This window comes from Lysinibacillus sp. 1 U-2021 (genome assembly GCF_029916965.1).
In the GTDB taxonomy this organism is placed as follows: domain Bacteria; phylum Bacillota; class Bacilli; order Bacillales_A; family Planococcaceae; genus Lysinibacillus; species Lysinibacillus capsici.
Map to the genome: position 1 here is coordinate 1293749 of NZ_CP123966.1, position 22685 is coordinate 1316433.

The 22685-nt window shown below is 37.9% G+C and carries 21 protein-coding genes; 13 read left to right on the forward strand and 8 right to left on the reverse strand.

What is annotated here, in order from left to right:
* Positions 1 to 13 precede the first annotated feature (13 nt).
* From QH639_RS06830 to QH639_RS06845, 4 genes are read left to right on the forward strand one after another with little or no spacing between them, the layout of a single operon-like run.
* Positions 14 to 532 (forward strand): GNAT family N-acetyltransferase, encoded by a 519-nt coding sequence (locus tag QH639_RS06830; RefSeq protein ID WP_131522157.1) that lies wholly within the window; start codon positions 14 to 16, stop codon positions 530 to 532.
* Positions 533 to 550: 18 nt separating this feature from the next.
* Complete coding sequence (locus tag QH639_RS06835; protein ID WP_131522158.1) at positions 551 to 1177, forward strand: phage tail protein; 627 nt, start codon at positions 551 to 553, stop codon at positions 1175 to 1177.
* Between the two features lie 17 nt (positions 1178 to 1194).
* Positions 1195 to 3498: an InlB B-repeat-containing protein gene (locus QH639_RS06840; protein ID WP_281115853.1), complete on the forward strand. Its 2304-nt coding sequence runs from the start codon at positions 1195 to 1197 to the stop codon at positions 3496 to 3498.
* Positions 3456 to 4349 (forward strand): S-layer homology domain-containing protein, encoded by an 894-nt coding sequence (locus QH639_RS06845; RefSeq protein ID WP_281115854.1) that lies wholly within the window; start codon positions 3456 to 3458, stop codon positions 4347 to 4349. Before QH639_RS06840 ends, QH639_RS06845 begins: the two co-directional genes overlap by 43 nt.
* Before the next feature lie 49 nt (positions 4350 to 4398).
* Here the strand turns inward: QH639_RS06845 and QH639_RS06850 are convergent, their stop codons facing one another.
* Entirely contained in the window at positions 4399 to 5106 is a 708-nt protein-coding gene (locus QH639_RS06850) for a response regulator transcription factor (protein WP_237899059.1), read from the reverse strand.
* Positions 5107 to 5621: 515 nt separating this feature from the next.
* Between QH639_RS06850 and QH639_RS06855 the strand changes: the two genes are divergently transcribed.
* Positions 5622 to 6437, forward strand: coding sequence for a metallophosphoesterase (locus tag QH639_RS06855; RefSeq protein ID WP_131522162.1), 816 nt, complete (start codon positions 5622 to 5624; stop codon positions 6435 to 6437).
* 14 nt (positions 6438 to 6451) lie between these two features.
* Here QH639_RS06855 and tatC read toward each other — a convergent pair whose 3' ends face one another.
* The 4 genes from tatC to QH639_RS06875 are packed head-to-tail and all read right to left on the reverse strand — an operon-like array spanning position 6452 to position 10015.
* Entirely contained in the window at positions 6452 to 7297 is an 846-nt protein-coding gene (tatC, locus tag QH639_RS06860) for a twin-arginine translocase subunit TatC (protein ID WP_281115855.1), read from the reverse strand.
* A gap of 11 nt (positions 7298 to 7308) precedes the next feature.
* Positions 7309 to 7512: a twin-arginine translocase TatA/TatE family subunit gene (tatA, locus tag QH639_RS06865; protein WP_237899067.1), complete on the reverse strand. Its 204-nt coding sequence runs from the start codon at positions 7510 to 7512 to the stop codon at positions 7309 to 7311.
* 27 nt (positions 7513 to 7539) lie between these two features.
* On the reverse strand, positions 7540 to 9252 hold the full coding sequence (locus QH639_RS06870) for a GMC family oxidoreductase (RefSeq protein WP_131522165.1): 1713 nt from the start codon (positions 9250 to 9252) through the stop codon (positions 7540 to 7542).
* 13 nt (positions 9253 to 9265) lie between these two features.
* Positions 9266 to 10015: a gluconate 2-dehydrogenase subunit 3 family protein gene (locus tag QH639_RS06875; protein ID WP_131522166.1), complete on the reverse strand. Its 750-nt coding sequence runs from the start codon at positions 10013 to 10015 to the stop codon at positions 9266 to 9268.
* Positions 10016 to 10344: 329 nt separating this feature from the next.
* Here QH639_RS06875 and QH639_RS06880 point away from each other — a divergent pair, with 329 nt between their 5' ends.
* On the forward strand, positions 10345 to 12342 hold the full coding sequence (locus QH639_RS06880) for a methyl-accepting chemotaxis protein (protein ID WP_281115856.1): 1998 nt from the start codon (positions 10345 to 10347) through the stop codon (positions 12340 to 12342).
* A 48-nt stretch (positions 12343 to 12390) separates the two neighbouring features.
* Here the strand turns inward: QH639_RS06880 and QH639_RS06885 are convergent, their stop codons facing one another.
* Positions 12391 to 13566: an alanyl-tRNA editing protein gene (locus QH639_RS06885; protein ID WP_281115857.1), complete on the reverse strand. Its 1176-nt coding sequence runs from the start codon at positions 13564 to 13566 to the stop codon at positions 12391 to 12393.
* Positions 13567 to 13722: 156 nt separating this feature from the next.
* On the opposite strand from QH639_RS06885, the gene QH639_RS06890 reads away from it, so the two are divergent.
* The 7 genes from QH639_RS06890 to QH639_RS06920 all read left to right on the forward strand — a co-directional run bounded on the left by QH639_RS06890 (position 13723) and on the right by QH639_RS06920 (position 20280).
* Positions 13723 to 14010: a DUF6509 family protein gene (locus QH639_RS06890; RefSeq protein ID WP_237899071.1), complete on the forward strand. Its 288-nt coding sequence runs from the start codon at positions 13723 to 13725 to the stop codon at positions 14008 to 14010.
* 151 nt (positions 14011 to 14161) lie between these two features.
* The gene (locus QH639_RS06895) at positions 14162 to 15307 is read left to right on the forward strand and encodes a VanZ family protein (protein ID WP_131522170.1); all 1146 of its coding nucleotides are present in this window, start codon (positions 14162 to 14164) and stop codon (positions 15305 to 15307) included.
* Positions 15308 to 15320: 13 nt separating this feature from the next.
* On the forward strand, positions 15321 to 16655 hold the full coding sequence (locus QH639_RS06900) for an FAD-dependent oxidoreductase (protein WP_131522171.1): 1335 nt from the start codon (positions 15321 to 15323) through the stop codon (positions 16653 to 16655).
* A 14-nt stretch (positions 16656 to 16669) separates the two neighbouring features.
* Positions 16670 to 17146: a glutathione peroxidase gene (locus QH639_RS06905; RefSeq protein ID WP_131522172.1), complete on the forward strand. Its 477-nt coding sequence runs from the start codon at positions 16670 to 16672 to the stop codon at positions 17144 to 17146.
* A gap of 150 nt (positions 17147 to 17296) precedes the next feature.
* Positions 17297 to 18064 carry an ABC transporter ATP-binding protein gene (locus QH639_RS06910; RefSeq protein WP_054548905.1) on the forward strand — a complete coding sequence of 256 codons (768 nt, stop codon included), beginning with the start codon at positions 17297 to 17299 and terminating at the stop codon, positions 18062 to 18064.
* The gene (locus QH639_RS06915) at positions 18051 to 19919 is read left to right on the forward strand and encodes an ABC transporter permease (RefSeq protein ID WP_131522173.1); all 1869 of its coding nucleotides are present in this window, start codon (positions 18051 to 18053) and stop codon (positions 19917 to 19919) included. The genes QH639_RS06910 and QH639_RS06915 overlap by 14 nt, the downstream gene beginning before the upstream one ends.
* Before the next feature lies 1 nt (position 19920).
* Positions 19921 to 20280, forward strand: a complete 360-nt coding sequence (locus QH639_RS06920) for a YxeA family protein (RefSeq protein ID WP_004233888.1) — start codon at positions 19921 to 19923, stop codon at positions 20278 to 20280.
* A gap of 105 nt (positions 20281 to 20385) precedes the next feature.
* On the opposite strand, the gene QH639_RS06925 is transcribed toward QH639_RS06920, so the two are convergent.
* Together QH639_RS06925 and QH639_RS06930 are read right to left on the reverse strand one after the other, a co-directional pair.
* On the reverse strand, positions 20386 to 21771 hold the full coding sequence (locus tag QH639_RS06925) for a sensor histidine kinase (RefSeq protein WP_237899073.1): 1386 nt from the start codon (positions 21769 to 21771) through the stop codon (positions 20386 to 20388).
* Entirely contained in the window at positions 21768 to 22490 is a 723-nt protein-coding gene (locus tag QH639_RS06930) for a response regulator transcription factor (RefSeq protein ID WP_131522175.1), read from the reverse strand. Before QH639_RS06930 ends, QH639_RS06925 begins: the two co-directional genes overlap by 4 nt.
* Positions 22491 to 22685: the final 195 nt, after the last annotated feature.

Here is a 22685-nt window from a genome sequence, read left to right on the forward strand (position 1 = left end):
AGTAATTGATTGTATGGTGATAAATATGAAAGGAATTACATCTAATTTTTCTGATAATTCGATAAATTTTGGTGAAATAAGCTTACGTCTCGCTACAAAGGAAGACCAAGCGGTATTATATCGAATATTTGAAGAATCACGAATGGAGTTATCCTATATAGAGGATGAAAATGTAAGGAAAAGTATTGTACAACAACAATATGAATTAGATGATGTACAAACTAAGAAGATGTTCCCGAGGGCAGAAAAGATAATTGTTCAATATAAAGGGAAGCCAATCGGGAGATATACCATTGATAAAACAAATACAGACTATCGATTAATTTGGATAGGATTCCTTCATACGTGGAGAAGCAAAGGTATTGGGAAGTATATTATTCAATCTATGATGAAGGAAGCAACTCATTATATGAAGGGCATAGAACTTGAAGTGGCTAAATTTAATATAGCTGCCTATCAGTTATATAAAAAGCTAGGGTTTAAGATTGTCATGGATAAAGAAGCAACATTTGATATGTACTGGAGAAAATAAACTTAAGGAGAGATATTTATGGAAGCATTTATAGGTGTAATTTTACCTTGGGCAGGAACATATGCCCCAAGAGGATGGTTATTTTGTAATGGACAACAATTACAAATTAATCAATACCAAGCTTTGTATGCAGTGATTGGATTTCAATACGGAGGGGATGGAAAAACGGTTTTTAATTTGCCCAACCTTAATGGCCGTGTTCCAGTAGGTGCCGATATGGGGGGACAAAGAGATGCAGGAATATCATCTTATTCGAATGGTAGTAAGGGTGGTACAGAGCAGACGACTTTAAGTATAAATAATTTACCTAGACACAATCATCTTTTTAGTAGCGCAGGTGGTATCCTTAAAAACGCTAGTGCTAGTGTGGCTATTCCAGTTGTAAATAATGATGGTACGACTAATATTCCAGATGATAACAGTACCCTCGGAAAAGGCATTTCTAATGGCAGGGACGCTAATATTTATAGTAAGAATACTTCAAACGGCACTCTAAAGTCCTTTGATGCCCCGGTAACTGGTGATGTATCAATTAGTGGGATAATAGGAGAGACAGGTAGTGGTACTTCATTTGATAATCGCCAACCTTATTTAGCAGTGAACTATATTATTTGTATCGAAGGACTATATCCACCGAGACCTTAGTAATTTAGGGGCGTGTTATGATGAAAATATTTTCTAGGTTAAAGATAGGCATTCTGTGCATTTGTATGATGGTACTAAATCTTTCTTCGATGACAATTGTAGAGGTTCCAAGAGTTTCAGCAACTACATTTCCATCAAGCGAGGATTTTGAATCTAGTGACGGCGTGGGAACAAATCCCCGTATTATAGGAGATTGGAAATTTGCATTATTAAAAATTGATGGTACTTTTGATGATTCAAATAATAGTAACAATGATATTGACGATTTTTATCCAACTGATAAGAGTTTAGGGATGTCGGGTTACCCTGGTATTGTTACTACAGCTTCTATTAAGTCTATTAAAGGAAATTTTAAGCTAAACTCATTACGATTAGAAAGTGCGGTTAATGAAATTGTAGAACTCAAAATAGAAGGATATAGAGATAATACATTTGTTAGCGGAGCTGTAGTTATAAATCAGTACATGCCTTTTAAAAAAATTGAAGTTCCATTAACGGGAGAACCATGGCAAAATATCGATGAAATTAGAATTAGTAGAACAGATGGAGTTGCAGATATATTTGTGAGGATTTATCATTTGGATGTAAGTGCACCAGTTACGAGTATAGAAGATTTAATACCTCCAGAAATAAGCAATCCATCTATTCTTGTTAAGAATAATAGTAATAATAGCGTGAGATTAAACTGGCTAAAAGCAACAGATAATATTACTTCTACAGAAGATTTAGAGTATCAAGTTTATCAATCTACAAGTAACAATATTGATACAGTTAGTCATATAGAGACAAATGGCATTGCTTTAGGAAACTATTCAAAGGATATCGCAACATTTGATATACCTGATTTATTACAAAATACAACCTACTATTTTAACATCATAGTGAAGGATGCAGCAGGAAATAAAACAGCCTATACTATGGTGAATGTAACTACACTTAAAGCATATTCTGTAAGCTTTGAGGTAGACGGAGGAAGTACAGTCCCAGCACAAACAATAGTTCATGGAGAAAAAGCAACGGAGCCACCGCCTCCAACCAAGGCGGGACATACATTCGGTGGCTGGTACCCAAGCAGTACGGGAAATACACCCTTTAATTTTGATACTGCGATAACAGGAGACACAACGATTTATGCCAAATGGAGTCCTGTGACACATACAGTGAGCTTTAATGTAGACGGAGGAAGTACGGTTGCTTCACAAACAATAGCTCATGGTGAGAAGGCGACGGAGCCACCGCCTCCAACCAAGGCGGGACATACATTCGGTGGCTGGTATACGAGTACTACCTATACAACACCATATGATTTTAATAGTGCCATTACTAAGCACACAACGATATACGCAAAATGGATACCAATAACGTATACGGTGAGTTTTGATGTCAACGGAGGAAGTGCAGTCTCAAATCAAACGGTGGAGCATGGGAAAAAAGCAAGTCAGCCAGCCCAAAAGCCAACGAAAGCGGGCTATATATTCGGTGGCTGGTATACAAGTAATGCTTATACAACATCATATGATTTTAATAGTGCCATTACCGAGAGCACAACCATCTATGCAAAATGGAATCCTGTGATGTATACAGTGAGTTTTGATGTCGACGGCGGTAGTGCTATCTCAAATCAAACGGTAGAACATGGTAAAAAAGCAAGTCAGCCTACGATTGAGCCAACGAAAGCCGGCTATACATTTGTTGGCTGGTATACAAATAATGCCTATACAACACCATTTAAATTTGATACTGCAATTACAGCTAGCACAGTAATCTATGCAAAATGGATTAGTAATGATACAGGTGGCGGTAATACCGATCCTTCAGCGAATCCTGATTCTGGTGCATCAACACCTTCAACCAATGTAGAGGAAATTGTGGTAGATGTTGAGTCTGGTGATGGCGACCTAGTTTCTAAAACAACAATAAAACGAAAAAAAAATGTAGATAACACTATAAACGATGAAGTGACATTAACGGCCCAGAGCGCAACAGAGACAATTAGGAAATTAAAGGAACAAGGGAATGATAAAGCAAGGATTATCATTCCAGATGAGAAGGATCAAGTAAATCAAGTCCAGGTGTCCATTCCGAAAAATGTGCTGTCACTTCTGCAAAATGGAGCAGTCCATCTCGAAATTGTTACCGATAACGTTAGAATTGAAGTGCCGAAAACTTCGTTGGAAACGTTTAATGATAATCTCTATTTCCGACTTGTCCCTATAAAAGGGCTGGCTGATCAATTGGATATTAAAGAACAAGCTAAAAGGAAAGGGTTGTACAGCAGTTGGCAGGAAATGCGGTTGTTGAGTTGCTTGGTCGCCCAATGACCATTGAAACCAATATGCAAAGCCGTCCTGTTAAATTAACATTGCCATTGCCTACAGATTTAACAGATGAACAACTTGCCAATTTGGCGATCTTTATCGAGCATAGTGATGGCACAAAAGAAGTTGTGCGTGGGAAGAGTGTAGAATATCAAAAGGGAATAACAGGTTTACAGTTTGAGGTGAATAAGTTCTCCACCTTCTCCATTCTCTACTTACTAGAGAAGGAAGAAGAAGTGAAGGAACCAACTACTGAGGGTGTTACACATCTACCTTACATTCAAGGCTATCCAGATGGTACCTTCCGTCCAAATGCACCTGTTACAAGGGCACAGATGGCAAGTATGTTTGCTCGTCAATTAACAGGTAATGCCATTCCGCAAGCAAAGGCAACCTATACAGATACATTCCAACACGATGCTAAAGATGCAATCGAATTTGCGAAGGAGAAGGGTCTGTTTAAAGGGGTTACAGCAACTAACTTTAATCCAAACGGCTTGATTACACGTGCACAGATGGCTACAGTGGCTGCGCGCTGGATAGAACAGCAATGTGTAGAACGTCCTGATGCAGATTTCTGTCCACCAACTTCACAAAGTGCAGCATTCAAAGATGTGAGCGTCCATCATTGGGCAGCAAAAGCAATTGATACTGTCAATGCAGCGGAAATTATGACAGGAATAACAGCAGATACATTCAATCCAGATGGATTGTTAACACGTGCACAAGCAGTGAAGGTACTAAATCGACTGTTTGAACGTCAAGTCCTCATTGAAGATCAAACACCATTATTTAAAGATGTTCCAAAACACCATTGGGCATTTTATGAGATTCAAGAAGCCGCAAAAAAATAACCAAAAAAGAGGGTACGCGATTCATAATGTAATCGCAGTGCCCTTCTTTTCATGGCTCGAAATGGAATTTATATCCCGAACCCCTCACTGTTATAATCTTTGCTCTATGGCCAGCAGCGGATTCTAGCTTTTTTCGTAAATTACTAATATGAACCTTCAATGCCTGTGTATGCCCGATACTTTCCTCTGCCCAAATAAGCTTATACAGCTCTGATGGGGGAAAAATTTGTCCTGGTCGTTGTGCTAGAAAGAAAAAAATTTGAAATTCCTTTGTAGATAGGGCTAATGCTGTGTTACCGATATATACTCTTCCAGAATGAACATGAAAGTGAAAATCCTCTATTATATGAGCATCTTCCTCTATGTGGTGTACAGCAGCTTTAACTTGAAATTGCTTTCTACGCATGAATATTCTCTTGATTGTCTTCATTAAACGCTCTTTCTCAATAGGCTTTAAAATATAGTCAACAGCCTGTACATTAAAAGCTTCTATTGCAAAACGCTCATAGGCAGTGACAAATACAATGTCCATTAAAAAAGGAAAGTTTGCAATCTTATTAGCAAATTCAATACCATTCATTTCGGCCATATCTATATCTAAAAAAAGAATATCAGGTTTAAGTGTAGGAATGTTTGCTATAGCTTCTAGTGGATTTATGAATTTTCCAATAATAGTAACAGCGCTATTATCATGTAACGTGGCTTCTAATAAATTAATTGCTAAAATTTCATCATCTACTATGATGGCTTTTAACATTTTTTCACCTCTTATCATCTAAATTTAGAATATTATGTAGCGTAACTGGCTTTAAATAATTTTTCTTCATCAATTTTCTACTTGCATGTAGCGATGGAAGCTGGACTCTAAAATCACTCAATTCTGAAAATTATGTAATTTATTAGGTGGTAAAACACCATATACCGTCCAATCTAATTGGATCATTACCTACAGTACAGCAATTTTTTCTCCTTTAACTGATTTAAGTTTATTAGTATTCTCGCACTTTAGTAAATGAGATGCATTTCCCAAATCGTGGCGTATTATGAGTGGATAATAAAATATGCCTTTCTACCCATAGTATAGCATGCAATAGTTAACAAAAAATAGATTAAACCGTGTATCATAAGCTAATGAGAAAAATTTAAAGCTCAGTGTATTTGTGCATTTTGTGTATTTAAAGTGCATATACTTACAATCACTCTGTTTTTTGCTTATAATAAGAAAGTCAGAAATATTTCTGAAAAAAGTAGCCACAAAGTGAGCGATTGCGATTGAAAAAATTATTATATGGGATCTTCTTTGTTGTTTTTATAGTCATTTTTTTGTACGTAAACAATCACTGGCTAGTTGTAAGTAAGCATGTGTTTGAATCAGAAAGTGTGCCTGACAGCTTTGATGGGCTACGCATTGTACAAGTTTCGGATTTACATGACGCTGTCTTTGGTGACAAGCAACAAAAATTGATTGCTAAGGTAAAGGATACAAAGCCTGATTATATTTTTATCACAGGTGACGTAATCGATAGTAATCGCTATAATTTAAAACAAAGTCTACAAGCAGTGGAAGGACTAGTAAAAATAGCGGATGTTTATTATGTACTAGGAAACCATGAGGTAGCGACGAATAAGGTGAATGAAATTTATGAGGCGCTGTCATCGTTAGGGGTACATATTATGGCCAACGAATCGACCGTGTTAGAGCGCGACGGGGAGCGCTTGGCGATTGTTGGTATTGAGGATCCGTTAATGGGTAGAACAACAGAAGATATGCTGGACATAGCAACGGCCAATTTGCCAGACGATATGTTTAAGTTGTTACTAGCACATAGACCAGAAATATTTAATACGTATGTAAATTATCACATAAATTTAGTATTTTCGGGACATGCGCATGGTGGGCAAGTTCGTATTCCTGGGCTTGGAGGACTTGTTGCACCAGGACAGGGTCTGTTCCCAAAATATACAGCTGGTGTCTACGAAGCGGGCGCGACGAAAATGGTAGTTAGTAGAGGGCTGGGTAATAGCTCAGTACCATATCGCATTTTTAATCTACCAGAAATTATTGTGATGGATCTAAAGAAAAAATAAGCACTGCGTAAAATTTACGCAGTGCTTTCAATTTGTTTGCGTTCTATACGTTTAACGAGGTAAATACTTATTTCATACAAAATAATCATTGGTATTAATACGAGTAACTGACTTAAAAAGTCTGGTGGCGTGATAACAGCGGAGCCTACGCCCATTGTGATATAAGACCAGCCTCGTATTTTTTTCATGGATTCAGCAGTCAGTACACCAATGGCTGATAAGAATAGGGCAACAATCGGTAACTCAAATAATAGACCAAGCGGTACTGTAGTCATGATTAAAAAGTGCATATATTCATTTGCTGATACCATGACATCGAAATTGGTAGCCCCAATGCTTACTAAGAATGTATAGCTAAGTGGGTTAACGACGAAATAGCCAAAAGCTACTCCTACTAAAAATAGAACTAACATGATTGGTGCATAGAGGCCTAAAAATCGACTTTCCTCTTCTTTTAAGCCTGGTTTAATAAAGCTCCAAAGAAAGTGGACGAGGAAAGGCATTGCAAGACCAAAAGCTAAAGTTGTTGAAATCGTCATGTAAAATTTAACTACTTCTAGTGGTCCTAAAATAACGAGTGAGTGACCTCGCGTTATGAAGGGAAACCAAATATTAATAGTAGAAAAGACAACAATGAAAAATAAAATAAAAACCGTTAACCCTTTGATAATTTGCTTACGTAAATCACTAAGATGCTCCAATAATGAGGTAACAGGTATCAGGGGTTCATCTGACACATGATCCTCTTCAATTGCTACCGTAGGTATTTCAACTAAAGCCTCCACTGGCTTTGGAGGCTCGGCTTGTGGTTTATCTAGGGGGCTTAAATATTTTCTTTTTCCGTCTTCATATGGATCCATAGGAAACCCTCCTACGAAGCATCAGATTTTTTTTCGACCTTTTTCACGGTATCATCTTCATCATCTATAAGTCCCTTAGTAGACTTTTTAAATTCGGCAAACGTTTTACCAACCGCTCCACCGATTTCTGGTAATTTTTTTGGGCCAAATACAATTAATACAATCACTAAAATAATGATTAACCCAGGTACTCCAATTGCTCCTAGACCTCCCATAAGTCTTGCCTCCTTTAGAATGATTTTTTATACTAATGAACCACCTGATTGACTGTATTTAATGACTCCTTCAGCACAACGGTAGGCAAGTGCCCCTAATGTGCCTGTTGGATTATAACCACTATTGTGTGCAAAGTTGCCAGCACTTACTGCGAAAAGGTTATCAACATCCCAGTGCTGTAAGTAATTATTCACAACACCTTGTTCTGGTGTTAAGCTCATTACCGTACCACCTGTATTATGCGTTGTTTGGTAAGGCACGATATTGTAATCAGTAATTTCCGCGTTAGGGACAATAGTTTTTGCACCCATCTCCTTCATAATGTCAGCTGCACGTGCAGAGATATATTTATGAAGAGCTCGATCCTGATCAGTAAAATTGTATGTTAACTGAGTTAATGGCAGCCCGTAAGCATCCTTATAGGTAGGGTCCAGTGATATATAGTTTTCCTTATGTGGCATAGATGCACCTTGCGCACCAATCCCAAATGAACGTGTATAGTAATAAATGGATTGCTTTTTAAATTCTGGTCCCCAAGTAGGCGTATCAGGCGGTGTTGGATTTGAGCCGATTGGTCGCGTACCTGTCTGTGTAAGTGCAATATTACCTCCGTGAATAAAATCTAAATCACTATGGTCAAAATTATCCCCATTGTAATCGTCTATACACATGCCTAACGAACCTGCACCCATAAATGTATTGTATTGTTCCTCGAAGAACCCAGCGGCACCAGGCAAGATTTGATAGCAATAGTTTCTGCCAAGTGTTCCTTTGCCAGTAGTAGGGTCATACCTTTCACCAATGTCAGAGACCATTAATAGCTTGGCATTATTAAAGACATAACTAGTTAATACAACAGCATTAGCTGGCTGAATAAATTCTTCTCCCGAAACAGTATCGATATATCTTACACCTGTAGCCTTGTTACCCTGCTTTAAAATTTCAACAACATTGGAATTAAAGCGTAAATCAAAATTCCCTGTCTTCAGGGCTGTAGGGACAACAGTAATTTCTGCGGACGACTTTGCACCATATTCGCATCCAAAGCGTTCACAAAAACCACAATATTGGCAAGCGTTGATTGTTTCGCCATCAGGATTTTTATAAACCTCTGATACATTAGCTGATGGAACCATATAAGGTGTTAGCTTCAGGTTTGTTGCAGCTTTTTCGAATTGTGAAAGCATAGGCGTTTTTTTCATAGGCGGTGTTGGATAGGGATTCGAACGCTTTCCACTAAATTTATTTTTATCATCACCCGAAATACCAGCTGTTTTCTCGAACTTATCGAAATAGGGCTCAAGCTGATCATATGTTAATCCCCAATCCTGAATCAGATAATCTGGTCCAAGCTTATTTGGTCCATAACGTTTATCTGTTAATGTCTTGATTTGAAAATCATAGGGTAAAAATCGATAAGTCATTCCATTCCAATGTGTTCCTGATCCACCCAGACCTTCTCCAAGTAAGAAGGAGCCAAGCTGACGCATTGGTAATGCCTTCATATTGCGATCATTCCGAAAGCTTACGGTCTCTTTAGAAAGATTTTGCATTAAATCATATCGGATGGCATAACGGTATTCGTCATGAACATTTAAATAATCCTCGGTCCCACGCTTTTGACCTCGCTCTAAACCAACTACCTTTAAGCCAGCTTTAGCACATTCAGCAGCGACAATACCGCCAGTCCAACCTACACCAACTGTTACAACGTCTACACTCGGTAATGTTTTAGCCATTTTGTATCCCCCCTTAGTGATTGCCTAATGGATTAGGCTCAATTTTTTGGAACTTGGCATCTTCTATTTGTGTAATATAAGCCATCTGGTGACCAGGGAAGCCCTTCATACGCCAGCCATCCATATTGCGATTTCCTCCATACATAGGGTCAGAATAAGCTCCCTCTAATGTAGCCGCTCGTAATAATGTAAAGAAGAAAGCGGAAGTAACCCCAACCATTTCTATGTCACCTTTTTGGAAGGCAGTTAATATTTCATCCATTTGTTTACCATCTAAATCGTTAAAGCTTTTCTTATAACGCTTTTGTGCTTCATCCTCCATTTTTTGAATACCCTGTCTAAAAATTTCTGCTCGCGTTAAACGGCTCTGGTAGCCTTGAGTTGGGGCACCTACATCAAATGGACCTTGCATATATTCTTTAGAGTTACTCCCATAATTTCCTGCAAGTTGATGATCGATAAAATAGGGAACGTCTAAACCAATAGCTCCTGGTCCCAAATCGTCCTCTGGGAAGATACGTTCCGTGGCCTTTGATAAGATACTAAAATCTTTTTCATTTCTGAAAAACATCTTAGCTTTTGGTGAGCCTGTGGCCTCATTCGTTGTTTCATGACCACCATGCTCTAGGGTAGAAGTACCTTTACCATTGATGTTGTAACCTACTAATCCTCCAATTAGACCACCACCGACTAATGTACCAGCAGCAATACCAGTAGTTTTTAAAAAATCTCGACGAGAAACATTATTTTTGTCTGAACTCATGGAAATCCTCCCCTCAAAATGTGTTAAACGGATCCTATCTTTAATAATCAGCAAAAAATGTGAATTATAATCAATTTTTGTTGGAAAATGTTTTAATTTCCTCCATTAGCATGATGTACTCTCTTTTTTAATGACAAGATGGATCTATGAATTGAAAATTTTGTAGAAAATTGTTAGCACTATAAAGATAGTGAAAATGGTATTATTATACATTTATTAATCATATTGGAAAACTTTTGTTGACTTCTACTTTTAGTGACTTTACTCTGAAGTTATGTGAAAATTTGCGAATTGCATAGCTAATAATGGAAGAAGTGAGAAAAAGAGAAATGTGGTTAAAAGGTATTGGCGGTAAATTAATAGTTGCAATTATAGCTCTTGTATTTGTAACATGTGGCACGCTTGGGCTCTCTACTTGGATAAATAGTACAAAAGCTGTGAATGAGCAGGTGGAATCTAATTTGGTATCTAGAGCAGAGGATGTTTCCCAATACATAGAAGAACACTTCCAATTAACACTTGTAGAGGTGGAAGCAATTGCAGAGCAAGAGGCAGTTCGGAGCATGGACTTTGAAAAGCAGAAACAGTATCTATCGAAACGTCTTGCCAGTAATGAAAATTACTTAGGTTTTGGCATTATCAATGCTAATGGAGTTGCCCATTATCTGGATGATACAACAGCTGATCTAGGGGATCGTGATTATGTAAAAGAAGGTTTTACTGGTAAGTCTGTCATGTCTGACATTACGATTAGTCGTGTAACAGGTGAACCAGTCATTTTAATCGTTTCTCCAATTGACACAGTGACAGGTGAAAAAGCTTTATTATTAGCACGTATTGACGGCTATTACCTATCTAAAATTGTAGAAGGCATTAAGGTTGGAGACAGTGGCTATGCATTTATGTTAGACGCTAACGGAACAATTATTGGACATAATAATCACTCGTATGTGAAGGAGCAATACAATCCAATTAAGGAAGCAGACGAAACAGGTATCAAGACAGGCAGAGCAATGGCTGCTAAAGAAATGATTGCTAATGATAACGGTTATTTTTCTTTTGAAACGGAAGATACAGGAACTAGTCTAATGGGCTATCATACCCTCGATAATGGTTGGAAAATGGGGGTTATCGCATTAGAAGATGAGATGTTTTCAGGGCTTTCTAAGCTTAAGACGAACTTCATTGTCACTACGATCATAGTTTCAATACTTGGGCTATGCATCTCATTTGCCATTTCTCGCTCTGTTAGTAGACCACTTCGACATGTACTTCGCATTAGTGAGGGCTTATCGGAAGGTGACTTTACACAGGAAATTCCAGAAAAATATTTGAAACGTATTGATGAAATGGGAACGATGGCACGTGCATTAAATCGCATGACTGATAATATGCGGGAAATGATAGCCAAAGTGAGTCGAGAAGCAACGGCAGTGAATGAAGCTGCGTGTGATTTAATGGGAGATGTAAATGGAGTAACAAAGCGTTCAAAGCAAATTGCTGGTGCAATAAGTGAAGTAGATCGAGGGGCACAAAGCCAAACTGTGATGGCAGAGGAAAGTGCCTCAGCAATGGAACAAATGGCGATAGGGATACAAAACGTAGCTGAAGTTGCCTCCACAATTGCTTGTAATACAGATTTTATTTCCCAGAAAATTAGTGAAAGCAATCATGCAGTTCAACAATCCGTTTTACGTATGAATGAGATTCAGCAAGGCACAACAGATGAACTATCAATTATTCACAAGCTAGAAAAAGAGTCAGAAGAAATTAGCTTAATTTCAAAAATGATTACCGATATCTCCGATCAAACCAATTTATTGGCATTGAATGCCTCTATAGAAGCAGCACGGGCAGGAGATGCTGGTAAAGGCTTTGCCGTTGTAGCAGAAGAAGTTCGCAAGCTATCGGAGCAAACAGCAGAATCAGCTACTAAAATTAATGTGCTCATTGAAAAAGTTCAATCTTATACATTAGAAGTAGTGAAAGCAGCAGAATCTGGTGAAGATAATGTTGAGCGTGGTTTAGCTTCCATTGAGGCAGTAGGAGAACGCTTCGAGGAAATGGTTCAAGCAGTAGGAGAAATAGCAGGTCAAATTGAAGAAATGAATGCTTCAGCTGAACAAATGTCTGCCAATACGGAGGAAGTTTCCGCATCTATGGAAGAAATGGCAGCTACTGCACATGCGGCAAGTGATTATGTGCATGAGGTAACAGATGCAACAACGGAACAGTTGAAGACGGTAGCAGTAATGAACAATCAAACTGAAAAACTATCAGAAATGGCAAAACGTTTATATGAAGCCATTCAAAAATTTAAATATTAAATTAGAGAGGAGCTGTCTATTAATAACAGCTCCTCTATTATAATGCAATTAAGCGTCTTGCATCGCTGCTAATAATTCTTCTTTAGAAATGGCGCAATCGCCACCGCCTTGTACCATTTGGTCATTTCCGCCACCCTTACCATTAATAAGCGGCAGTGCCTTTTGGGCAACATCCTTCATGCTTTTTGAAACATTATTACCTCTTGCTGCAACGAATTGTAGTTTGCCTTCATTTTCAGACACAAGTAGAGCTATTACATCTTTCTGTTCCGTAACAATCATACGGGCTATTTTTTGTAGCTCTTGCATTGTTCGCTGATTAAAAGCAGCCGTTACGACACCTTCGCTATTAACAAGTGCCTTTGCTTCATACGTGAGTAATTCCTCTTTCGCAGCAGCGAGTGCTTTTTCTGTAGTTTTTTGAGTAGATAAAACTTTTGTAAGTGCTGTGGCAGCATCAATCTCAGGGACACTTAATTGGCGAGCAACGTCCGCTAATACTTTTTTCCGCATGTCAAGCTCAGTCAAAACGCGTTGACCACACACAAAAGAAACGCGCACATTGCCCTTCATTTTTTCGGTCCCTAATATTTTGATGGTACTAACTTGCCCTGTGGATGTAGGGTGAGTGCCACCACAACCGTTGTAATCAAAATTAGGGATAATCACAAGTCGAATGTCTCCCGTCACTGCAACTTCTTTACGAAGATTATAGTTGCACAGCTCTTGCTCTGTAACCCAGATAGTTTGAATGGGGCGGTTCTCTAAAATAATGTCATTGGCTCTTGCTTCTGCCGCTGCAAGCTGTTGTTCAGAAATCGTTTCTATAGCAAGATCAATTGTAACTTGCTCACTGCCTAGATGAAAGCTTACAGTCTGCGCATTAAAAAGCTCTACAAAAGCAGCTGTTAAAATATGTTGCCCAGCATGCTGCTGCATATGATCGAATCGTCTTGGCCAATTTAACTTGCCATGTACCACACCATCTAAAGTCGATAGATCACCTTCAATATAGTGACGAATTTCATCATCCACTTTTTCAACATCTATGACCTCCAACGCATTCAATGTACCTGTATCGTGAGGTTGACCACCACCAGTTGGATAGAAAGCGGTGTTCGATAGTACAACATAATGACGGTCGGATTCGTCAGTTCCTTTACTAATAATAGTTGCATCAAACTCTTGTAACATAACGTCTTGATAATATAATAGCTCTTTCATGAAAAAGCCTCCTTGTATGTAGGGAAATTTAGTTCTAAATTAATTCCATTTCATTGTGGCATAATTAACTACAAGTGTATACGGGTTTTCTAGTTGACCCATGCTGAAATTGATTTAATATAGAAAAGAACAGCTAAAGAAAAAGGAGCAAATATAATGGAAATTACACAATTCTCAATGGAAGAAATTTTAGACCCAACAAATATTATTGAAGGTAAGCGTTATGAATTTATTCTGGATGTAGAAATTGATGAAGAGGATGAGCTTTATCACGAAGCTGGCATTGAAATTCGTGTCCTAATTGGTGAAAAAGACGAAGAACCATTTATATTAAATTACTTCATCATGGAAAAGGCTGAAGGTGAATATTTAGACTTTGCATTAGAGGATGATGAACTAGAAGGAGTTTTGACATTCTGTAAAGAAGAAATAGCGAAAGCATAGTAAGTAACAGGTAGAGAGTAAATATTCTTTACCTGTTTTTTTATTGAATTAAGGATTATGTAAGCTTGATGAAATATACATGTCGTATTGAAGGACTAAACTTAGTTTTAGTGTTCAGAAAATAGGGCAATTTAAAGAGAGAGGTGTTTCTATGTCAACGTACACGCAATCCATTTTTATAGCATTTTTCATAACCATTATTTTATCCTTTGTACTTTTTATACCATGGCTGATTTATACGTATCGCAAGTATGGATACTTATCGATGTCCAAAACCATTATCATGTTCTCATTTATTTTTTACTTTTTATCTGCGCTTTGTTTAGTATTACTACCATTTCCGTCTACAAGAGATACTTGCTCACTTCAATCCGCGGACACCGTTCATACTAATTTGCGACTTTTTCAATTTGTTGATGATGTTTTAAAGGATAGTGGCGTTGTAGTAACAAATCCATCTACATGGCTTGCTATCACAAAACAACAGGCATTTTTTCAAGCCTTCTTTAATTTCTTACTACTAATGCCTTTCGGCGTTTACTTGCGATATTTTCTTAAAGAAAGAAGGTACTGGAAACGTGCATTTTTAATTAGCTTTTTGCTAACATTGTTTTATGAGGTCACACAAAGAACAGGCATATATGGCATCTTTAATTGTGCATACCGAATCTTTGATGTTGATGACTTATTACTAAACAGTGTAGGTGCGCTCCTAGGTTTCTTCTTAGCACCAATTGTTTGGGCATTATTCCCCTCTCATGAAGAGGTTGAGGCTAAAGCTGCTGAAATGGAAAAAAATGATATTGTTAAGCCGATTTCTATTTTATTAGCTTTGGCCATTGATTTATTTATCGTCCAATCAGTTTGGATGATTATTGGTGTTCTGACAGGGTATAGCGGTACTTTTGAATTCTTAGTGCAAATGGCTCTGTACGTGGTACTCTTTGGGGTGTTACCAAGTATGATGAATGGTGCAACACTCGGTATGAAGGTGATGCGTTTTACAATGGTCAACAAGAATGGCAAAAGTATTGTAAAGCAATCATGGCGTCGTTGTATTGCTATTATCGCTACCTTGTGTTTATCAGAAGCCATTACAACATTAGGTGACATCCAATTAGATATGGATTCACCATTTTATGTTCTACAAATTGTCATTTCTCTACTTGCTGCAATAGCAGGTTTTGCACTTACAATGATAATAGCTATTCATGTGGTACGGGTCATCGTAAGTGGTGGAAAACGACGTTTGTATATCGATCAATATGCAGATTTAATGGCAACAAGGAAAAAATAAGGGGGCTTGTAGAATGAAATACGTCATCATTGGGGGAGATGCTGCAGGTATGTCTGCAGCAATGGAAATCTATCGGAATGTTCCAGGAGCAGAAATAACTACTTTAGAACGTGGTTTTATTTATTCATATGGGCAATGTGGATTGCCTTATGTTGTAGATGGTCGTATTTCATCAACCAAACGTCTAATTGCAAGAGATGTCGAAACTTTTCGAGATAAGTATGGCATTGATGCAAGAGTTGGCTATGAGGTAGAGAATGTAGATATAGAGAAGAAGGTTATTACAGGTACACAAGCAAGTGGCGATAAATTTGAGATTGCCTACGATAAACTTCTTATTGCAACGGGGGCTAGTCCAGTCATGCCTGTGAAAAGGGGGAATGAGCTAGATGGTATCCATACGGTAAAAACAATTCCTCAACTGGAAGATTTGATGGCAGATTTAACACCAGAGATTGAGCAGGTAACAATCATAGGTGGTGGCTATATTGGTTTAGAAATGGCTGAAACCATACAAGCCTGTGGGAAAAAGGTAAGACTTATTCAGCGCGGAAGTCATGTGGCTCGTATTTTAGATGAAGAGCTTGCTCAGCATGTTCATGAGGAAGCGAAAAAGACCGATGTAGAGCTGTTATTAAATACGAGCGTTGAAGCTTTTGAAGGAAATAAACGAGTGGAACGTGTGATTACAGATAACGGCGTTCTAGAGACGGATTTAGTCATTGTCGCTTCTGGCATAAAACCAAATACACAGTTTTTAAAGGATACTGGGATTGCACTTGCAAAAAATGGAGCGATCATTGTAAATCGCCATTTAGAGACTTCCCTTGAAAATATTTATGCAGCTGGCGATTGTGCAACTCACTTTAATATTGTGAAAGAACGTTTAGATTATATACCTTTAGGAACGACTGCCAATAAGCAAGGCCGTTTAGCAGGTCTCAACATGTCAGGCAAATTTGCCCCGTTTAGAGGAATTGTGGGCACTTCTATTTTAAAATTTTTCAATTTAACTATTGCTACAACAGGTATTAATGAGCGCGATGCTAAAGAGCTTGGTTTTGACTATGAGGCATTTAAATTATCTGCACGCCACATAGCCGGCTATTATCCAGGTGCACAACGTATGTTTATAAAAGTGGTCGTTCGCAAGCGTGATCAATTGTTATTGGGTGCACAAATCGTGGGACCAGCGGGAGTCGATAAGCGTATCGATGTGTTTGCGACAGCATTATATAGTAAAATGACCTTACCTGATTTGCTAGACTTAGATTTGGCCTATGCACCACCATTCAATGGTGTTTGGGACCCTTTGCAGCAGGTGGCAAGAATGAATGGACGTTTATAATAGGAGGTAGAGAGATGAGCATTTATGATATTAATGTAACTTTAGAAGATGGTACTATCTATAGCCTTGAACGTTATAAAGGAAAGCCGATGCTAATTGTTAATACAGCTTCCAAATGTGGCTTTACACCACAATTTGAAGAATTAGAAGGTCTCTATGAAAAGTATCAGGAGCAAGGTCTGGTTGTACTTGGTTTCCCATCCAATCAATTTAAACAAGAGCTAGCGACAGCTGAAGAAGCGGCCTCCCAATGTCGATTAACATATGGTGTGACATTTCCCATGCATGAGATTGTTAAGGTGAATGGTAAAGAAGCACATCCTATTTTCGATTATCTTACTTCCCACTCCAAAGGATTTTTAGGCAATAGTGTTAAATGGAACTTTACAAAATTCCTTGTAAACCGTAATGGAGAGGTTGTTGGACGATACGCTTCAGCAGATAAGCCAAGTAGCTTTGAGGAAGATGTTCAAAAAGTATTAGCACAATAGATTAAAAAGATTCATGCACAGTTTGTGTATGAATCTTTTTTTGTCTACACATTTCAAAAAGCAGATGATTTAAGGTTGCTGTAAGTTTGCGACAAATTTGCTGTAAGTTTGAGGTCGTATACTAAAGTCAGAAAGAAGAGGTGAGCGTATATGACGCCATTATTAAAGGTACAAAACGTTGGGAAAAATTACGGCAAAGGCGCAAATACTTTTACAGCGCTATCGAATATATCATTTGAAGTAGAAAAGGGAGAGTTTGTTGGGGTAATGGGTCCTTCTGGGGCTGGAAAATCTACGCTTCTTAATGTATTAGCAACGATTGATACGCCAACAACTGGTGAAATTATTATTGAAGATACTAATTTGGCACGTATGAAGGATGCTGAATTAGCGGATTTTCGTCGAGACAATTTAGGGTTTATTTTCCAGGATTATAACTTGCTCGATTCTTTAACAGTGCGAGAAAATATTGTTTTACCACTAGCGATTGCAAAAATGCCGACAAAGGCTATTAATGCAAGAGTTGATCGAATTGCTGCATTGTTTGGAATTAGTGATTTGTTAAACAAATATCCTTATCAAATTTCAGGTGGGCAAAAGCAGCGTACAGCCTCGTCGCGAGCATTAGTGACAGAACCAAAACTAATTTTTGCCGATGAGCCTACAGGTGCGCTAGATTCAAAATCTGCAACCGATTTATTAGAAAGCTTAAGTGATTTAAACCAATCTCAAGCCGCAACGATTATGATGGTTACACATGATGCCTTTGCCGCTAGCTTCTGCCAGCGCATTCTATTTATTCAGGATGGACAGCTATCTAAGGAAATTCAACGTGGGACTCTAACGAGGAAGCAATTTTTCCAAGAGATCTTGCAGGTGCTATCTAGCATCGGGGGTGGAGTAAATGACGTTATTTAGTTTAGCGCGTAAAAATATTCAACGCAATTTATCGAATTACTTTTTATATATTGCCTCAATGGTATTTAGTATCGTTATTTACTTTACATTTGTGACGCTCAAATATAATGATGATCTTTCAGCCTTAAAGCAATCGTCACAACAAATTAAAGGTTTAATGAGTGCCTCGTCAGTCGTACTTCTGTTCTTCATTGTCATCTTTATGGCCTATTCCAACTCGTTTTTTATGAAGAAGCGGAAAAAGGAAGTAGCCCTTTACTCGTTACTAGGTGTACGTAAGCAAAAAATTGGCTTAATGCTCTTTTTTGAAAATTTAGTCATAGGGCTTGTCTCTCTTGTGTTTGGTATCCTTCTAGGTTTCTTTATGTCCCAAGGGCTATTAATGATACTAGTACGCTTAATGGGCTATGAAGTGGTTGGTAGCCTGACATTTTCAATGGAGGCGCTAATTAATACAACGGGTATTTTTACACTACTGTTTTTATTCACATCCTTACAAGGTTACCGTGTGATTTATCAATTTAAACTAATTGATTTATTCCATGCAGACAAACAGGGAGAGCAAATTCCACGTGCATCATTAGTAGCTGCTTTACTTGGCACTGTACTTATTGCATTTGGTTATTATACAGCTGCCTCTGATATGTTTACGAGTGAAATATGGAGATTCTTTACGGTATTAGGTACGCCATTAATGGTTATAGGGGTAACAATTGCAGGGACATACCTTCTATTCCATAGTGTGAGTGTCTTTGTATTAACAGCATTAAAGAAAGCAACATCATGGTCCTGGAAGGGTTTAAATTTAATCGGTGTTTCTCAGCTATTGTATCGTATTCGAGCCAATGCCAAATCGTTGTCAATCATTGCAATTTTAAGTGCCACTACGATTACAGCAGGTGGCGGTGTCTTCGGTATGTATTATAATGCAGAAGCTTCTGTACGTCAGATGCTGCCAAACACATTTATGTGGAAAGGCGAGACAGTAGAATTTTCACAACAAGATGTCTTATATAATGAAGCACTGGCTGTGAAAAATTTACGTGTGGATAATGAATTCTCATTTTTCGAATATACATTACTTAAGGAATCGGACTATAATCGCTTAGCGAAATTACAAGGCAAGGATAAAGAGCTACACATTCCAGAGGGTTCTACGGTTTTACTGGATGCAGCCTATGATGAACGATTTTCACATGATTTTACAGGTGAGGACTTTAAGCTACAAAACGGAGACTCCTTCCATGTAGAGAAGATGTACACGGAAAGCGTATTAAACTTTATAGCAGCTGGAACAGTTCTCGTTGTGAATGATCAAGAGTTTAAAGCTACTGATGCCGATGAGATTATGATGCAGGTTGTTGGATTGGACAATGATTTGAAACAACAGGACGTGTCGAAAGACATTTACCAGCAGTTGTCTTCTGAACAACAAGAATCATTTTCTAGTGTACCGCAAAGCTATGAGGATAGTTTAGCAACAGTTGGTGCCCTATTGTTTGTGGGAAGCTTCCTAGGATTGGTCTTCCTAGCGGCAACAGGCAGTATTATCTACTTCAAAATTTTAACGGAAGCCGAAGAAGATCAGGCAAAATATGCTATTTTAAATAAAATTGGTGTAAATAGTAAGCAAATCTTAAAGACAGTAGCAGGACAGGTCGCTGTTATCTTTAGTGCGCCGCTTATTGTGGGTATTGCACATAGTGTGTTTGCATTACTAGCATTTTCACAGCTATTTAACATGAATATTACAAAACCAGTCATCTTGTGGATGATTGCATATTCAGCTATTTACTTTATTTATTATATCTTTACCGTTCGTTCGTTTTATAAAATAGTGAGACAGGGGAATTAATATGAAAAAAGTATTTTTCGGAATAGGTGCATTGTTTATCTTATTCGTAGCAGGGTTAATTGTATTGATGACTGTAGATTTTAACCGATTAAATAAAGATACCTACTATGTTCATATCACGGCTGATGGTGAGGTAGAGGAGTATAAAGCAGATAGTGGTGAAATCTTTAAAATGTATTGGTACGAGCTACCTACTTACGATAAAAATGGGGAAGAGAAAACATTAAAGTTTTCTGCTCATAAAAATTTACGCCAGGATGCTTATTTAAAGCTTTACGTGAAAAAGGAAACAGAAGTTACTTCATTTGATGAAGTGAAATTCCATGAATTACCTGCTAAAGTGCAGGATCAAATGAAATAGCACAAAGAAGGAGTCTCAACATTTGAGACTCCTTCTTTTCCACACGAAAGTTCAGTGCAAAGTATTTAGCGTTTAAATTCAACTGGTTAAATTTGGTTTATTTATTTAGTATTCCTTTTGTAGATCAATAATAACGCATGTACCTTTTCCTTTTTCCGAGGTGATGGTCACTGTTCCTCCATGGGCCTCAATGATATCTCTAGCAATAGCTGTACCTAAACCAGTCCCAGCAGTATTGTCTGTATTTGTGCCTCGGTAATAGCGTTCAAAAATATGTTCTAGATCCTCTGGGTCTATTCCCTTGCCATTATCAGAAATTGTAAGAGTATGCTCATCAACAGACACATGGACAGATACATCGGGAGCATTATGAAGCAATGCATTGTGTAAAAAGTTCATGATAGCTCTGCGCATAAAATGTTCATCGATTTGATGCAGACTTTTCTCGGTTGTCGCCTCAAACATAAGATTAGCTTGTTCATATTGTGGTGTATTTAATGTTTCAATCACTATCTCTCGAATAAAAGGCACCATGTTCACTTCATTTAGTGTAAGTGGAAGCTGTTGATGTCTTAAACGCATCGTTAAATTTAAGTCATCCAGCAGATTTTGCATATGCAATGATTGCTTTTCTACGATTCGAGCATACTCCATTTGCTCAGTATTTGTTATTTGTGCATCATTCAATAGTTCTGCATAACCTCGAATAGAGGCAAGTGGTGTTTTCATATCGTGTGAGACATTACTAATCCATTCTTCACGCATAATCTCTAGTCTCTTTCGCTCCTGTTCATGGGCTGCCAATTCTCGTGATACTTCATTTAAGTTTTCAAAAACCGGCTTGTAGACACCACCAGGAGACTTAATAGACGTATGATCATGGTTCTTTAAATGATGAATGCGATCTATCATCGCATAAAGAGGTTTCGTTAATGTGCGACCAAAAAGCCACCCTACTAATGTAGCTACTAACAAGTCCGCAATTACGATGAACAGGCCAAATTTCCCTATAAACTGTAAAAGTGATGTGCCAGAAACATGCGTAACAAACCTTGTAACACCGCTACCTTTAATACCGATTAAATAACTAATGGAATCCTTACTGCCGATATACACCGTAGTATCAGAATCGAATTCTTTATATTTATATACTTGAATTAAGTCGATAGGTGCATAGTGCAATGGTGCTTTAGCTGGTGCAAAATGAGCATCAATCACTTGACCATTTTCATCAAGCAATTGTATCCAAGCATTTCTTTGATGCAATTCTTCGATTCCGTCTGCACGTATGGAGGTTGCTCCATTTTTTAACTCGATATATTTTTGAAATTCCCGCACAAAGTGCTCCTCTTTGGTGGCAGAAACGCCTTCAGAGTCAGTTGCTAGCCGATAAGTAAGGAGTCCCATGAAGATAGCTGTATTGACGAAAATAACAATGATGACGATAGAAAGTACAGAAAGGAGAAAGCGAGCGGTTAATTTCCACTTCATTCTTGTGCCTCTTTTGGCATGACAAACTTATAGCCAAGTCCTTTTACCGTTGTGATATATAGAGGATTAGAGGCATCTTCCTCAATTTTTTCACGCAATCGGCGAATATGCACCATAACAGTGTTATCGGAACCGAAGAAATCCTCTCCCCATACACGTTCAAACAATGTTTCTTTACTTAAGATTCGATTGGGATTGTGCATAAAACACGCCATTAATCCAATTTCCTTAGCTGTTAACTCCAATAATACGCCATTTTTATGCACTTCAGTTTCATCGGCATTCAACTGAAATGGCCCAATTTGGAGTGCTTTTTCAACAATATTCGTTAGGGTATCTTGTGTTTGATAGCCAGCTCTACGTAATTGCGCCTTCACACGATAGGCTACTTCTTTCGGGCTAAAAGGTTTTGTAATATAATCGTCTCCGCCAATGGCTAGTCCTAAAATTTTATCAATTTCCTCATTTTTAGCAGACATAAAGAGCACAGGGACATGGGATACTTCACGGATACGTCTACATAAATCGTAGCCCTCACCATCGGGAAGCATGACATCTAGAAGTATAATATCGGGTGTTGTTTGTTGAAAGCTTGTCCAAGCATCGTGAATGGTACCAGCTGTATAAATTTGTTTGTAGCCCTCTTTTTGTAAACTTACTTTTAGTAGATTCGCTAAATCTGCCTCATCATCCACTACTAAAATGGTTGGTTCTTGCACTTGTTCACACGACCTTTCGATTTGGAAGAATCTTTACTGACAATTATTATAAATGAAATGTATAGAAAAGAGGAAATGTTGGGTTATATAGCTTAACCAGTAAATGTTTTTATTCTACAAGAGAAGAAGAACATTTTTTATATAAATCAATACCTGATGAAACCTTTACAGATTCTAAAGCGTAAAAAGAGTATG

What these genes read in the sequence shown, in the direction of transcription:
- QH639_RS06905 (WP_131522172.1), top strand. Translation starts at nt 16,670, where the DNA reads ATGAGCATTTATGATATTAATGTAACTTTAGAAGATGGTACTATCTAT.
- QH639_RS06870 (WP_131522165.1), bottom strand. Translation starts at nt 9,252, where the DNA reads ATGGCTAAAACATTACCGAGTGTAGACGTTGTAACAGTTGGTGTAGGT.
- tatA (WP_237899067.1), bottom strand. Translation starts at nt 7,512, where the DNA reads ATGGGAGGTCTAGGAGCAATTGGAGTACCTGGGTTAATCATTATTTTA.
- QH639_RS06925 (WP_237899073.1), bottom strand. Translation starts at nt 21,771, where the DNA reads ATGAAGTGGAAATTAACCGCTCGCTTTCTCCTTTCTGTACTTTCTATC.
- QH639_RS06900 (WP_131522171.1), top strand. Translation starts at nt 15,321, where the DNA reads ATGAAATACGTCATCATTGGGGGAGATGCTGCAGGTATGTCTGCAGCA.
- QH639_RS06840 (WP_281115853.1), top strand. Translation starts at nt 1,195, where the DNA reads ATGATGAAAATATTTTCTAGGTTAAAGATAGGCATTCTGTGCATTTGT.
- QH639_RS06885 (WP_281115857.1), bottom strand. Translation starts at nt 13,566, where the DNA reads ATGAAAGAGCTATTATATTATCAAGACGTTATGTTACAAGAGTTTGAT.
- QH639_RS06890 (WP_237899071.1), top strand. Translation starts at nt 13,723, where the DNA reads ATGGAAATTACACAATTCTCAATGGAAGAAATTTTAGACCCAACAAAT.
- QH639_RS06875 (WP_131522166.1), bottom strand. Translation starts at nt 10,015, where the DNA reads ATGAGTTCAGACAAAAATAATGTTTCTCGTCGAGATTTTTTAAAAACT.
- QH639_RS06850 (WP_237899059.1), bottom strand. Translation starts at nt 5,106, where the DNA reads ATGTTAAAAGCCATCATAGTAGATGATGAAATTTTAGCAATTAATTTA.
- QH639_RS06920 (WP_004233888.1), top strand. Translation starts at nt 19,921, where the DNA reads ATGAAAAAAGTATTTTTCGGAATAGGTGCATTGTTTATCTTATTCGTA.
- QH639_RS06915 (WP_131522173.1), top strand. Translation starts at nt 18,051, where the DNA reads ATGACGTTATTTAGTTTAGCGCGTAAAAATATTCAACGCAATTTATCG.
- QH639_RS06830 (WP_131522157.1), top strand. Translation starts at nt 14, where the DNA reads ATGGTGATAAATATGAAAGGAATTACATCTAATTTTTCTGATAATTCG.
- tatC (WP_281115855.1), bottom strand. Translation starts at nt 7,297, where the DNA reads ATGGATCCATATGAAGACGGAAAAAGAAAATATTTAAGCCCCCTAGAT.
- QH639_RS06910 (WP_054548905.1), top strand. Translation starts at nt 17,297, where the DNA reads ATGACGCCATTATTAAAGGTACAAAACGTTGGGAAAAATTACGGCAAA.
- QH639_RS06880 (WP_281115856.1), top strand. Translation starts at nt 10,345, where the DNA reads ATGTGGTTAAAAGGTATTGGCGGTAAATTAATAGTTGCAATTATAGCT.
- QH639_RS06835 (WP_131522158.1), top strand. Translation starts at nt 551, where the DNA reads ATGGAAGCATTTATAGGTGTAATTTTACCTTGGGCAGGAACATATGCC.
- QH639_RS06895 (WP_131522170.1), top strand. Translation starts at nt 14,162, where the DNA reads ATGTCAACGTACACGCAATCCATTTTTATAGCATTTTTCATAACCATT.